Raw genomic sequence first — 12,878 nt, forward strand, 5'->3', positions numbered from 1 at the left:
CACGATGGTCGTTAACAAACTGATCACGTCGTGAACTGGCGTTTCAGCCGACCTGCGGATGACCTTGGGTGAAAGGTTGTCCTGATGCGATACGTGATGCGCCGCGGGCGGCGGCTGGCCGCGATCCTGACGGCGGCCCTGGCCACCGCCGCCGTCCTGGGCGGCGGCCCGGTCCACGCCGACCCCGACCGCGAGCGGCAGACCCGGCCGAACGTGCTGATGGTGGTGCTCGACGACGCCCGGCCCGAGGGCATGGCCGCGCTGCCGCAGACCACGGCGTGGCTCGCCGACGGCACCGCGTACCCGAACACCGTGGCGGCCACACCGAGCTGCGGCCCCAGCCGGGCCACTCTGTTGACCGGCCAGTACGCGCACAACCACGGAGTGCTGCACCAGGCGGACGTCGGCAATCTCGACCACACCCGCACGCTCCAGCACACGCTGCACGACGCCGGCTACGCCACCGCCGCCGTCGGCAAGTTCACGAACAACTGGGCGCTGGACGAGACGCCGCCCGGCTTCGACCACTCCGCTCTGGTCGGCGGCGGGTACACCGACGCGCGGTTCGTGGTCGACGGCAGGCAGCGGCGCGTGCCGTACTCGACGACGTTCATCGGCCGGCAGGTCAACGCCTACCTCGACGGATTCGAGGCCGACGACGCCAAGCCGTGGTTCGTGTACGCGGGCTTCACCGCCCCGCACGCCCCGTGGACCCCCGAGCCGCAGTACGCCAAGCGGGCTTTCGACTGGCAGCCCAGCCCGGCCGTCGGCGAGGCCGACCGGTCCGACAAGCCCGCGTACGTGCGCCGCCACAGCGCTGGCGTGGCCGAGGGCGACGTCATCCGCCTCGGCCAGTTGCGCACCCTGCTCTCCGTCGACGACGCGCTGGCCCGGGTCCGCGAGCACCTGGACCGCCTCGGCGAGCTGCGGAACACGCTCGTCGTGCTGGTGTCGGACAACGCCAAGTTCTGGGGCGAGCACGGCCTGGAGGAGAAGTTCATGCCGTACGCGGCCGGGTACCGGGTGCCGCTGTACCTGTCCTGGCCCGGCCGCATCCCGCGCGGGGCCGACGAGCGCCTGGCCTCGACCGTCGACGTCACCCCGACGGTGCTGGCGGCGGCCGGGCTCACCGCCGGCTACGTGATCGACGGCCGTGACCTGCGCGGCGACGTACGGCGGGACGCGACGCTGCTGGAGTACTGGCAGGACTCGCACAACGGCGGCTTTCCCACCTGGGCCTCCCGCGTCGCACCCGGCGACCGTCAGTTCACCCGGTACACCGACCTGGCCGGCAATCCGATCTCGCAGGAGTACTACAACCTCGCGGCCGACCCGTGGGAGCTGGTCAACCTGCTCGGCGACGCCGACCGGGGCAACGACCCCGACGTCACCGCCGACGCCGCGACCCTGGCCGCCTGGCAGCAGTGCGCGGGTGCGACCTGCCCCTGACCGGCGTCAGCCCTGGGCGTGCCAGGCCTGGTAGCGGTGCCAGGCCTGGAGCCCGTCGGGCACCCAGTCCCACTCGCCGAGCCGGGCGGCGATCTCCTCCTCGGTGAGGAAGTCGTGCCAGGCGACCTCCTCGACCTGCGGGTCCACCGGCCCGTCGCAGCGGACCTCGTACAGGGCCGAGAACCAGGAGTGCTCGGGGGTCTCGTACAGGAAGGTGAACAGCGGTCGCGGCGCGGGCAGGCCGGAGACGCCGAGTTCCTCCTCGGCCTCGCGCAGCGCGGCGTCGTCGTAGGTCTCCCCGGCGCCGACCACCCCGCCCACGAACATGTCGTAGCGGGACGGGAAGACCAGCTTCTGCGCGGTGCGCCGGTGCACGAACAGCCGCCCGTCGCCGGTGCGGGCCAGCACGAACACGCAGCGGTGGGTGAGCCGCCGGGCGTACGCCTGCGCCCGGGTCGCCTGCCCCACCACCCGGTCCTGCGCGTCGACGATGTCCAGCAACTCCCCCGCCGACCGCGGTTCCTGCTCACCCATGCCGCCCATTCAACACGTACGCGGGCCAAGGGTGCGCGGGCCTGTCGTACCCGCCCGATACCGTCATGCTGATCTTCAGAGAGCGGGTGGTCAGCATGTCGGTTCCGGTGTTCCAGGTCGGCCAGGGTGACGCGTCGTCCCCGGTGGTCCTGCACGTGCCGCACGCGTCGCGGCAGATCAGCGGGCCCGCGCGGGCCTCGATCGCGCTCGACGACGCCGCGCTGCTCACCGAACTCGACCACATGACCGACGCGCACACCGACCTGATCGCCGCGCGGGCGGCCGGGGCGGCCCGGCTCCGGCCCTGGACGTTCGTCAACGAGTGGTCGCGGCTGGTCGTGGACCCGGAGCGGTTCCCCGACGAGCGGGAGGAGATGGCCGCCGTCGGCATGGGCGCGGTGTACACGCACACCTCGCACGGGCAGCGGCTGCGCCCCGACGACCCCGCCTTCGCGCAGCGGCTGCTCGACGTGCACTTCCACCCGTACGCCCAGGGCATGACCGACCTGGTCGACGAACGGCTGGCCGCGACCGGCCGCGCGATCGTCGTCGACGTGCACTCCTACCCCGCGCTCGCGCTGCCGTACGAACTGCACGGCGACGGCCCGCGCCCGCAGATCTGCCTCGGCACGGACCTCGCCCACACCCCGCCGTGGCTGCGCGACGCCGCCGCGAAGGCCTTCGCGGGCTACGAGGTCGGCTTCGACACCCCGTTCGCCGGCTGCTACGTGCCGCTCAAGCACTACGGGATCGACGACCGGGTGTCGGCGCTGATGGTCGAGATCCGCCGCGACGCGTACCAGTCCGAGCCCGGCGGCGACCCGCACTCGGGCCTGGACCGCCTGGCCGCGTCCCTGGCCACGCTGGTCGACGCCCTGGAGTCGGCCTGACGCGCGGGTCAGGCCGACGCGCGGCGGACCAGGCGGGTGGGCAGGATCAGCGGGTGGGGTTCCTCGCCCGCGATCAGGCTGAGCAGCATCTTCGCCATCTCCCGGCCGAGCCCGTGGATGGGCTGGTGGACCGTGGTCAGCTGCGGGTCGGTGTGCAGCGCGGTCAGCAGGTCGTCGAACCCGACCACCGCGACGTCGCCAGGCACCGTGCGCCCGTGCGCCTTCAGGGCGCGCAGCGCGCCGGCGGCCATCGCGTCCGATCCGGCGACCACCGCGTCGACCTCCGGATAGGCCGCCAGCAGCCGGGTCATCGCCGCGGCGCCGGAGGATTCGGTGAAGTCGCCGTGCTCGACCCGGGCCGGGCTCAGCCCGGCCACCGCCATCGCGTCGAGGTAGCCGCGGTGCCGTGACGCGCCCGCGTCGGTGTCCATATGGCCGGTGATGACGGCGATGTGCCGCCGGCCGAGGCTGATGAGGTGCTCGGTGGCCAGCCGGGAGCCGCCCCGGTTGTCGGCGTCGACATACCAGCGGGGCTCGGCGTGCAGCGGGCGGCCGCCGAAGACGACCGGGACGTCGTGCTGCTCGGCGAGCGCCGCGAGCGGGTCGTCACCGCGCAGCGCCATGAGCATCACGCCGTCGGCGCGCCGGGACTTGAGGATGCGCCGCAGCCGGGCCTGCCCCTGGGTCGTGCTGGCCAGCACCAGCAGCAGTTCGAGGTCGGTCTTCTCCAGTTCCGCGTTGACGCCCAGGATGATCTGCGCGAAGAACGGGTCGGTGAACTGGGCCGGGTCGTGGTGCGACAGCGCGAGCACCACCGCGCCGACCTGTTGCGTGGCCAGCGCCCGCGCGGTGGGGTTCGGCACGAAGCCCAGTTCGGCGACGGCCCGCTCGACGGCGTCGCGCTTGGCCTGGCTGACGTGCCGGGCGTTGTTGATGACGCGGGAGGCGGCGGAGCGCGACACACCCGCCCGTGCCGCGACCTCGTCGAGCGTCGGCTGACGCTTGGGACCCATGGAGCCGTGACACCCCTCTGCGGAGACGGTGGCAAGAGCGTACGCGTCACCGCAGGGTTATTGGAAGCGCTCCCGGGCCCTACTTTCCCACCGGGACGGGGAGCGGCGCACAGGACACACGGCTGATGTCACCGGATCCCGTGCTGCGACGGCTCACGCCCAGCACACCGGCTTGCCCGGAAGCCGGGGAAAACCGGGAGCGCTTCCAGTTGCAAGATAGGAGTGTCGCGTTAAGACGTCAAGACAAGTGTCCGAAACTCTCGCCAGCAACAACCGAACAGTGGTAGGCACCTGGCGCATGTAATTTTCAGCCGGCTGGAACCGCTTCCAGTCATGCCGATCTCCCCCGCGACTCCGCGTCGGGGGATAACCGCAGGACGGGCGGTGGGGCGGCTGGCAGGATGGCCGGGTGACGTACGAGGTGCGCCCGTTGGGGCCGGATGACAACAAGCTGGCTTGGGACCTGGGCAGTCTCGCCTTCGGCTACCACGAGCAGCCCATGCCCGAGACCTGGAACTCGAACTCGCCCGGTCGGCACACCCTCGGGGTGTTCGATCCGGCCGGGCGGATGGTCGCCAAGGCCGTGGACCGCGAGCAGGGCCAGTGGTTCGGCGGGCGGGTCGTGCCCACCAGCGGCGTCGCCGGTGTCGCCACCGCACCCGAGCTGCGCGGGCGAGGGCTCGGACGGCTGGTGCTCACCCGGCTGCTGGAGGGGGCGCGCGAGCGCGGCGCGGTGATCAGCACCCTGTTCGACACCACCCCGCTGCCGTACCGGGCGCTGGGCTGGGAGGAGGTCGGCGCGCTGGTCTACTGGACGGTGTCCACCCGGGTGCTCGGCGCGATCCGCCCCGACCCGAAGACCACGCTGCGGCCCGCTACCGAGGACGACATCCCGGCCGTGCACGAGATCTACCGCAAGGTCGCCAGCGCGGGCGCCGGTCTGATGGAGCGCTCCGGCCCGGCGTTCGGCGCGACCCCGGCCCAGCTTCTGGCCGACTACCACGGCTTCACCGTCGCCGTGGACGACGCCGGAACCATCGTGGGTTACGCGAGCTGGGATCGCGGTCCCGGCTACGACGCGAGCGGCCGGCTCACCGTCGACGACCTGATCGGGCTGACCCCGGAGGCGACCCGCACGCTGCTGGCGATGTTCGGCGGCTGGGCCAGCGTCGCGCCGACCACGGTGCTCCGGCTCGGCGCGACCGACCCGGCCTGGTCGCTGATCGCCCGGATCGACGCCAAGGTGCACACGGCGCAGCCCTGGATGGTGCGGGTCGTCGACGCGGCCGGGGCGGTCGCGGCGCGCGGCTGGCCGCGGCACCTGACCGGCGAGGTCGACCTGGACCTGGTCGACGACGTGTGCCCGTGGCAGCAGGGCCGGTGGCGGCTTTCCCTGTCCGGCGGCGAGGGCCGGCTGGAGGCCGGTGGCGCGGGCACGGTCCGGCTCAGCCCGCGCGGCCTGGCCGCCTGGTACGCCGGTGCCGCCACGCCGGAGCAGTTGCGCCGCACCGGCTTCCTGACCGGCGGCGACCCGGACACCGACGAGCTGCTGCGCACCGCGACCGCAGGTCCGCCGCCGACCCTGCACGACTACTTCTGACCTGCGGCCGCCACGCCGAACGCCGCACACACTAGGCAGACGCCCAGCTCGGGCCGTCGTCAGGTGGGGAAGGGCACCTTCTACATCGCGGAGCGATGTGAAGGTGCCCTTCCTTTCATGCGGAGCGGGTGCCCTCTGCTGCGGGGCGGCGGGGGCGGGCGAGGGAGAGGAGCAGGCCGCAGGCGGTGAGGGTCAGGCCCGCGTAGGCGGCGTAGGCGGGCAGGTCGGCGGGGATGCCGAGGTAGACGGTGATGCCGAGGATGCGGGACAGGCCCCAGGGGAGCAGGGCCAGCTGGTCGTTCCAGACGGTGAGGGCGCGTTCCAGGCCGATGGCGGCGACCAGGCCGCCGATCAGGCCCAGCGGCACGCCGATCGCGGCCAGGGTGAGGCCGACGGCGCGGCGGCGCAGCAGGCCGTACCGGTCGCGCAGGACGACGGCGGTGGCCACGAACAGCCAGCAGAACGCGGCGAACGCGACCGTGACGTAGACCGAGCGCTGGGTCGGCGAGGTCCAGAAGGCGAACCAGTACTTGCCCGGTCCGCGCCCGGCCAGCGCCGCCAGCAGCAGCACGCTACGCAGCAGGGCGACGCCGCCGATGACGGCCCACAGGTGGAACGGGTCCCGCCTGCCGACGACCAGCCGGGCCACGGCCGCGAACAGCAGCCAGCCGCCCAGCGTCACCAGCAGGTGCGCCGGGGCCGCGAACCAGGTGTACACGGCCCGGCTTGCCACCAGCACGAACGCGGGCACCAGCCAGACCAGCACCCGGTCCAGGCGTGCCGGCGGCGACTCCAGGCCCGCGACCCGCCACGGGCGCACCGCGCCGCGCAGCAGCGCCCGCGCGGCTCGACTGCCCCGGCCGCGCCCCCGCAGGCCGAGCAGGACCACGACCAGGATCAGCACCAGCAGCCCGCGGGCGGCCCAGGCCATCGCCGGGTCGCGGTCGGCCCGGACCGCGCCGAGGTCGGCGGCGGTGAAGTTGTACGCGGGCAGGTCCAGGTCACTGCCGTAGCGCTGGGTGTGCACGTCGCGGGCGCCGCGGTAGACGATCTCGGCTTCGCGCCAGCCGTCGTAGGCGGCCTGGTCGCCGGTGTCCAGCCACTGCGCGTGGCGCAGCACCATGGCACGGTAGGCGCCCAGCGTCTCGAACAGATTGACCTGGTAGTCGAGGGTGCGCGTGAACGACGTGCGCAGCCGCGGATCGCGCCAGGTCGCCGGGTCGGTCACCGCAACCAGGTCGCGCATGCGCCGGGCCAGCACAACGGCCTGCTCGCCGTCGGCGATCGCCTGGTCGACCCGGCCGCCGGTCACGGCGTAGATGCTGTCGAGGGCGGCCGAGTCGCCGGTGGCGATGTCCCACTCGAAGATCCACATCATCGGCGGCGGCTCCAGGCCCAGCGCCTTGACCGTGCGGTCCGCGTACGGCCCGATGTACAGCCCCTTGGTCAGCGCCTCCCGGGACAGCGCCATGGCCTGCCCGATCGCCGCGACCGTGGCCTGGTCGCCGGAGAACGTACGGTACGCCCAGTCGGCCGTCAGCTGCGCCGGATCGGCGTCGGGGTCCCAGGCCAGCCGTGCGACGGCGTACGTGTTGAGGTCGTACAGCTGCCAGAAGCCCGCGCGCAGGTAGAGCGACATCGGGCCGGCGCGCAGCGGGCCGCCGTCCTGCGTCCAGTTCCAGACGCCCTCGACCTTCGGGTTCGCGGCCAGGAACTCGCGCAGCGCCTGTCGGTGCAGCACGCCCAGGTCGTTGGGCAGCGAGCCGAAGCCCTCGAACTCCCGCCGCGCCTGGAACTCCACGATCCGGCGGTGCTCGCCCGCCAGCAGCGTCGTGTTGAGCGGCAGGTGGCTGTAGAAGTCGCCGAGGGTGTACTTGGTCGACACGATCAGGTGCGGGTCGTCGAACCCGCCCAGCACCTGCCGGTAGGAGTCGGGATTGGTGTGCAGGTCGCCGACCGCGCCGACCCCGACGGTCCAGGTCCGGAAGATGACCTCCCGGTCGGCCCGGCCCGCGGTGTCCAGCAGCGCCCGCAGCATCGCGCGCACCGCGGCGTCGGTGGTGACCGCGAGCTTCGACGAGTAGTCCCAGCCGTTCTGGGCGTACACCTCGCCGCCCTCGCCGATGCGCACCATCAGCCCGTCCACGAACGGCAGGCTCTCGAACAGTTCGACCAGGCCCGCCTGGTAGACGGCCCACAGCCGGGGGTCGGCGACGTCCAGCCCGCCCACGGTGCGCTGCAGGTACACCTCCAGCGGCGGCGACACCGCGAGCATGTCCGTGAGCAGGAAGACCTTCATGCCCATGTCCTCGGCGTACCGGAAGACCGGCCCGAACGCGGCGACCAGTGCCCTGGCCCGGTCGACGTGCGTGTCGCCCGCCGGGTACACGGCCCGGCCGTCGCCGACCTTGGCGAACGTGACGTACTCCAGGAAGCCCGGCACGACCACGCCGTTGTAGCCCTGCGCCGCGGAATGGTCCACGAACTGCCGGAACTGGTCGCCGATCCGCGCCACCGCCGCCGCGTCGACCCACGGGGCCTGTGGCAGCAGGGCCTCGCCGACCACGTCGGTGTTGAGGTTGTAGTCGTCGCCCGCGGCGAAGGCGGCGGCGTGCGGCTCGCGCCCGACCGAACCGGCGTCGGTCAGCCGCAGCCCGAGGCGCGGCGTGATCACCCGACCGTCGTCCCCGGCGGGGATGACGGCGACGCCCGAGCGGATGCGGTCCGCGACCCGGTAGAGGCCGTCCGCCGTCCCGGCGACGTCGGAGCCGTCGACGGCCAGTTCCGCGCCGCGCGCGGTGAGCCGGTAGGAGTCGGCCGCGGGTGCGAGGGTCGCCAGCACCCCGGCGCGCAGCGTGGTCGCACCGGCCGTCGCGGGTGTTCCTCCCGCGGGTGCCCCCGTCGCTGGTGTCCCGGTCGCGGCGGGCGCCGGCGTGCCGGGCAGCACAGGCATCCTGGTGATCGCCGGGCGGGGCAGGCCGCGGGAGGCGAGGGCGTCGCCGATCGTGTCGGCTGCCTTGGTCAGGCGCAGCAGGTCGGGCACGACGATGGTGGCCAGCGGCGGCGCGGGCACGGGCTCGCGCCGTGGTGCCGCGGCCGCGTCCTCGCGCGGGACGGCGGCCGCGGTGTGGCTCAGGCCGAGCGCGTCCCCGACGCCCCAGGCCACGCCCGCGCCGAGCAGCAGCAGGACGACCGCTGCGGCGAGCAGCGGATACGGTTTCCGGGCGCGGGGAACGTGAAACACGCTCGCATCGTAGTGCCCGCCGGGCCCGTGGTTTGATCACGATTTTCCAACGGAATCGCCCCGTCAGCGGCCGGCCGGTTGCGGCGGGGGCGGCCCGCTGACGCGGTCGCGTCCGGCCCGCTTGGCGTGGTAGAGCGCGTCGTCGGCCCGTTCGAACAGCTCTTCGCTGGTCCGGGCGTGCCAGGGGTAGCAGACGACGCCGATGCTGGTGGTCACCAGGACGGTGGCCGTCGCGTGCACGACCGGGCAGCGCGCGATCGCGGCCCGCAGCCGCCCGGCGACCGCCGTCGCGTCGCGGTGGCCGATGCCGGGCAGCAGCACGCCGAACTCCTCGCCGCCGAGCCGCGCCGCCACGTCCACCGCCCGCAACTCCCGCACCAGCAACGCCGCCACCGTGCGCAGCACCTGGTCGCCCGCGGGGTGGCCGTACCGGTCGTTGACCGACTTGAAGTGGTCCAGGTCCAGCATGAGCAGCGCCACGGGGGTGCCGGTGCGGTCGGCGTACGCCAGCGCGCCGGTCAGCCGCTCGGCGAAGGAGCGCCGGTTGTGCAGGCCGGTCAGCGGGTCACGGCCGGCGAGCTCGGTGAGCGTGGCCTTCTGCACGGCGATGCGGTCGGCCATCGTGTTGAACGCGCCTGCCAGCTCGCCCAGCTCGCCGCGGCTGCCGACGGCGGCCCGCGCGCTGCCGTCCCCTGCCGCCAGCAGGTCCGCGGCCCGGGTCAGCCGCCGCAGGTCCCGGACCAGTCCGTGCGAGAGCAGGAAGCCCAACGCCAGCGCGGCCGCCATGCCGGTCAGGCTCGCGGTGACGATGAGCCGGCGCGTCTCGCCCCCGGCGGCCAGCAGCTGCCGGTAGAGCGGGGTGTACTCCAGCAGCACCGCCCCGACGATCTTGTTCTGCGCGGCCCGCATGGGCACTGCCACCAGCTCGATCCCGGCGGGGAAGTCGGCGTTCAGTTCGCTGAACGCGCGCGGCATGCCGTCGCGCATGGTGGCGGCGACCTCGCCGCCGCGGTCCTCAGCGAACAGCTTGCCCTGGTTGGCCGGGATGGCGTCGGCGAGCACCCGCCGGTTCAGCCCGACGATCTCCAGGTCGCGGTTGCCGTCCCGGTTGACGCCGCTGACGTAGTGCTGCAGCTGCGACGGCTGCTGGTAGAGCAGGACCCGCCCCGGCCCGCTGGGCTGGGTGATCATGTGGGCGACCTGCTCGGCGACGTTCTCGGCCTCGATCTGGGCGGCGCGGCGGCTGGCCGTGTGCTGCTCCCGGATGGCGACCAGGCCGACGAGCGGCAGCAGGAGCGCGACCGCCAGAAACGCCACGGTCAGCCGCGGACCGACGTGGGCCAGGGGCGCCCGCAGCGCACCCGGTAGAGGCGCCGCCACTCGCCGATGGACCAGGCGAAGAAAGTTAATCATTTTCGACCGCTCCGGCGGCCGTCTCTGTCGGCACGCATCTCAGCTCCCATGACGGGACCTCAGGTCAGCGGCCTACTACTTTAGCTCTGCTAACTACCCGATAACAGGGCATCTCGGCCTCGACCGCGAGGCGGCCGGTCGAAAGGAAGGGCTTCGTCGGCTCGCGTCAGCGAGACGAGCAGCAGCTCGGCACAACGCTCCGCGTTGTAGAAGGTGCCCTTCCCGACAACTCTCCCTAGCCCACCAGCACCCGCTGCTCGACGGCCGCGACATCGTCCGCCAGGGCCGGCGCGGGCCGCAGCTCGTCGATGCGGACCAGCACCACGCCGCCGATGATCAGGGCGCCGCCGAGCAGCTGCACCGGCACCGGCAGCTCGCCCAGGAACAGCCAGGCGATTCCGACCGCGAACAGCACCTCGGTCAGCCCGACGAACGACGACAGCCGCGCGCCGAGGATCCGGGCCGCGCCGATGCCGGAGACGTACGAGATGACCGCGGCCACCAGCGACAGCCCCACGATCGGCACCAGCCAGCTCATCCGCTCACCGGCGAAGGTGACGTCACCGAAGGTCGCCCGCAGCGGCAGCGCGCCCAGCGCGCCCAGCGCCAGCAGCACCACCGCGCCGATCGCCATGCCGCTGCTGGCCATGGCCACCGACGGCAGCCGCTCGTCGACCCGCGCGCTGAGCACGAAGTACGCCGCCAGGCCGACCGCCGCGCCCAGGCCCCACAGCACGCCCACCGGGTCGAAGCCGCCGTCACCGGTCAGGTCGAGCACGAAGAACAGCCCCAGCATCGCCGCGGCCGACCCCGCCAGGGTCAGCGCACGCGGCCGCTGGCCGTGGCGCGCCCACATCCAGAACACGACGAGGATGATGCCCAGGTATTCCAGGAGCAGCGCGACACCGATGGGCAGGTAGCGGACGGCGTTGAAGAAACCGACCTGCGCCCCGGCGACGGCGAGCAGCCCGAAGACGCCGATCGAGCCGAGATTGGCGCGGAGCACGTGCCACTTGCCGCGCAGCGCGAGAACGGTCGGCACGGCCAGGATCAGGGCGGCGATGCCCACCCGGGCGGCGACCGCGGCCTCGGCCGACCAGCCCGCCTCGATCAGGGACCGGGCGAAGGTGCCGGAGGTGCCGAACGTCGCGGCCGACAGCAGGGCCAGACCGAGGCCGACACCGGCGGAGCGTTGGGTCTGCATGGAACTCACCTCGGAGACTGCCTTGAACGTCATGAGTAAAACAGGTTTATGCTGATGACAGTAGACCGGTGGGATGACAGGAGTCAAGATGCTTTTTGCCCATGACACCGAAGTCGCGCTGGTGGCCGCCGCCGCGCTGGTCAACACCACCGGCTCGGACGGCGAGAAGCTGCCCGACCTGGCCGCGCTCGACGACTTCTTCCGGGCGTACGGCTGGACCGGCGGCCGCGAGCACACCGAGGCCGAGCTGCGCGCGGTGCGGGCCCTGCGCCCGCGGCTGCGCCGCATCTGGGAGGCCGACGAGGACGAGGTCGTCGAGATAGTGAACGCGCTGCTGCGCGAGTCGAACGCGCTCCCCCAGCTGGTGAAGCACGACGAGTGGGACTACCACCTGCACGCCACGCCCGCCGACGCGCCGCTGGCCACCCGGATGGCGGTCGAGGCCGCGATGGCGCTGGTCGACGTCGTCCGCAGTGGCGAGCTCAGCCGGCTGCGCATCTGCGAGCACCCCGACTGCGGGGACGTCGTGGTGGACCTGTCCAAGAACCGGTCCAAGCGCTTCTGCGACGCCGGGTGCGGCAACCGCGCCGCCGTCACGGCGTACCGCGCCCGCAAGGCCGCCGCTCGCGGCTGACCTCAGGTGAGCAGATGGAACATCGCGATCAGCCCGATCACGACGATGAGGGCGCGCAGGGCGGCCGGGGGAAGTCGGCGCCCCCAGCGGCCGCCGATGAGGCCGCCGACGACCGAGCCCGCCGCGATCAGCAAGGCCGGCTGCCAGGCGACCATGCCCAACGCGATGAAGAGCACCGCGGCGACGCCGTTGACCAGCGCGGCCAGCAGGTTCTTGATGCCGTTGACCCATTGCAGGTCGGTGGAGAGCAGCACCCCGAGCAGGCCGAGCAGCAGCACGCCCTGGGCCGCGCCGAAGTAGCCGCCGTACACGCCCGCGCCGAACACGCCGAGCAGCAGCAGCGGGCCCACCCGCCGGTCACGGTCGGGGCGGCGGGTCGCCAGCGACCGGGCCAGCCGCGGCTGCAGGATCACCAGCACCAGGGCCAGGCCGATCAGCACCGGCACGATGGCCTTGAACGCGCCGGGCGGCAGCCACAGCAGCAGCACCGCCCCGAGCAGCGCGCCCAGCGTCGAGGCGGTGCCCAGGCGCAGCAGAAGCGGGCTTTGCCCGGCCAGCTCCCGGCGGTAGGCGTACGCCCCGGACAGCGAGCCGGGCACCAGGCCGACCGTGTTGGACACGTTCGCGACGACCGGCGGGTAACCCAGGGCCAGCAGCACCGGGAAGGTCACCAGCGTGCCGGAGCCCACCACCGCGTTGATCCCGCCCGCGGCCATGCCGGCCAGCAGCACCGCCGCGCCCTCGGCGACGGTCAGCGTCGTCTGCATCCTTGCCGCGCCTTCCCCGGGCCGGTCGACGCCGACAGGTCGCCGCCACCCGGATACTCATGATCCGATGACGCGAGCCTAGGCGGCCGGGCGACGGCCTCCGCCACGATGCGGCGAAGGTCACCGCGCC

General features: G+C 73.2%; 10 protein-coding genes. 4 read left to right on the plus strand and 6 right to left on the minus strand.

Annotation, left to right across the window (positions count from 1 at the left end; translation table 11 throughout):
• The first annotated feature begins 84 nt into the window (after positions 1 to 84).
• Complete coding sequence (locus tag AB0B66_RS27220; RefSeq protein ID WP_360535227.1) at positions 85 to 1,449, plus strand: sulfatase-like hydrolase/transferase; 1,365 nt, start codon at positions 85 to 87, stop codon at positions 1,447 to 1,449.
• 6 nt (positions 1,450 to 1,455) lie between these two features.
• Here AB0B66_RS27220 and AB0B66_RS27225 read toward each other — a convergent pair whose 3' ends face one another.
• Positions 1,456 to 1,983: an NUDIX domain-containing protein gene (locus AB0B66_RS27225; RefSeq protein WP_360535229.1), complete on the minus strand. Its 528-nt coding sequence runs from the start codon at positions 1,981 to 1,983 to the stop codon at positions 1,456 to 1,458.
• 65 nt (positions 1,984 to 2,048) lie between these two features.
• On the opposite strand from AB0B66_RS27225, the gene AB0B66_RS27230 reads away from it, so the two are divergent.
• Positions 2,049 to 2,873 carry an N-formylglutamate amidohydrolase gene (locus AB0B66_RS27230; protein WP_360535231.1) on the plus strand — a complete coding sequence of 275 codons (825 nt, stop codon included), beginning with the start codon at positions 2,049 to 2,051 and terminating at the stop codon, positions 2,871 to 2,873.
• An 8-nt stretch (positions 2,874 to 2,881) separates the two neighbouring features.
• Here AB0B66_RS27230 and AB0B66_RS27235 read toward each other — a convergent pair whose 3' ends face one another.
• Positions 2,882 to 3,886, minus strand: a complete 1,005-nt coding sequence (locus tag AB0B66_RS27235; RefSeq protein WP_360535233.1) for a LacI family DNA-binding transcriptional regulator — start codon at positions 3,884 to 3,886, stop codon at positions 2,882 to 2,884.
• Positions 3,887 to 4,295: 409 nt separating this feature from the next.
• On the opposite strand from AB0B66_RS27235, the gene AB0B66_RS27240 reads away from it, so the two are divergent.
• Positions 4,296 to 5,486 carry a GNAT family N-acetyltransferase gene (locus tag AB0B66_RS27240; protein WP_360535235.1) on the plus strand — a complete coding sequence of 397 codons (1,191 nt, stop codon included), beginning with the start codon at positions 4,296 to 4,298 and terminating at the stop codon, positions 5,484 to 5,486.
• 115 nt (positions 5,487 to 5,601) lie between these two features.
• On the opposite strand, the gene AB0B66_RS27245 is transcribed toward AB0B66_RS27240, so the two are convergent.
• The 3 genes from AB0B66_RS27245 to AB0B66_RS27255 form a co-directional block, all read right to left on the minus strand.
• Positions 5,602 to 8,730, minus strand: coding sequence for a hypothetical protein (locus AB0B66_RS27245; protein WP_360535237.1), 3,129 nt, complete (start codon positions 8,728 to 8,730; stop codon positions 5,602 to 5,604).
• A 63-nt stretch (positions 8,731 to 8,793) separates the two neighbouring features.
• Positions 8,794 to 10,110, minus strand: a complete 1,317-nt coding sequence (locus tag AB0B66_RS27250) for a GGDEF domain-containing protein (RefSeq protein WP_360535239.1) — start codon at positions 10,108 to 10,110, stop codon at positions 8,794 to 8,796.
• Between the two features lie 268 nt (positions 10,111 to 10,378).
• Positions 10,379 to 11,347 (minus strand): DMT family transporter, encoded by a 969-nt coding sequence (locus AB0B66_RS27255; protein WP_360535241.1) that lies wholly within the window; start codon positions 11,345 to 11,347, stop codon positions 10,379 to 10,381.
• Between the two features lie 88 nt (positions 11,348 to 11,435).
• Here AB0B66_RS27255 and AB0B66_RS27260 point away from each other — a divergent pair, with 88 nt between their 5' ends.
• The gene (locus tag AB0B66_RS27260; RefSeq protein WP_360535243.1) at positions 11,436 to 11,981 is read left to right on the plus strand and encodes a CGNR zinc finger domain-containing protein; all 546 of its coding nucleotides are present in this window, start codon (positions 11,436 to 11,438) and stop codon (positions 11,979 to 11,981) included.
• Between the two features lie 2 nt (positions 11,982 to 11,983).
• On the opposite strand, the gene AB0B66_RS27265 is transcribed toward AB0B66_RS27260, so the two are convergent.
• On the minus strand, positions 11,984 to 12,748 hold the full coding sequence (locus AB0B66_RS27265) for a sulfite exporter TauE/SafE family protein (protein ID WP_360535245.1): 765 nt from the start codon (positions 12,746 to 12,748) through the stop codon (positions 11,984 to 11,986).
• Positions 12,749 to 12,878 lie beyond the last annotated feature (130 nt).

This window comes from Catellatospora sp. NPDC049111 (assembly GCF_040648615.1).
Lineage (GTDB): Bacteria > Actinomycetota > Actinomycetes > Mycobacteriales > Micromonosporaceae > Catellatospora > Catellatospora aurea.

Bases quoted from the DNA above. Each gene is read 5' to 3' on its own strand.
- AB0B66_RS27220 (WP_360535227.1), top strand. From the start codon at position 85: ATGCGATACGTGATGCGCCGCGGGCGGCGGCTGGCCGCGATCCTGACG.
- AB0B66_RS27225 (WP_360535229.1), bottom strand. From the start codon at position 1,983: ATGGGTGAGCAGGAACCGCGGTCGGCGGGGGAGTTGCTGGACATCGTC.
- AB0B66_RS27230 (WP_360535231.1), top strand. From the start codon at position 2,049: ATGCTGATCTTCAGAGAGCGGGTGGTCAGCATGTCGGTTCCGGTGTTC.
- AB0B66_RS27235 (WP_360535233.1), bottom strand. From the start codon at position 3,886: ATGGGTCCCAAGCGTCAGCCGACGCTCGACGAGGTCGCGGCACGGGCG.
- AB0B66_RS27255 (WP_360535241.1), bottom strand. From the start codon at position 11,347: ATGCAGACCCAACGCTCCGCCGGTGTCGGCCTCGGTCTGGCCCTGCTG.
- AB0B66_RS27260 (WP_360535243.1), top strand. From the start codon at position 11,436: ATGCTTTTTGCCCATGACACCGAAGTCGCGCTGGTGGCCGCCGCCGCG.
- AB0B66_RS27265 (WP_360535245.1), bottom strand. From the start codon at position 12,748: ATGCAGACGACGCTGACCGTCGCCGAGGGCGCGGCGGTGCTGCTGGCC.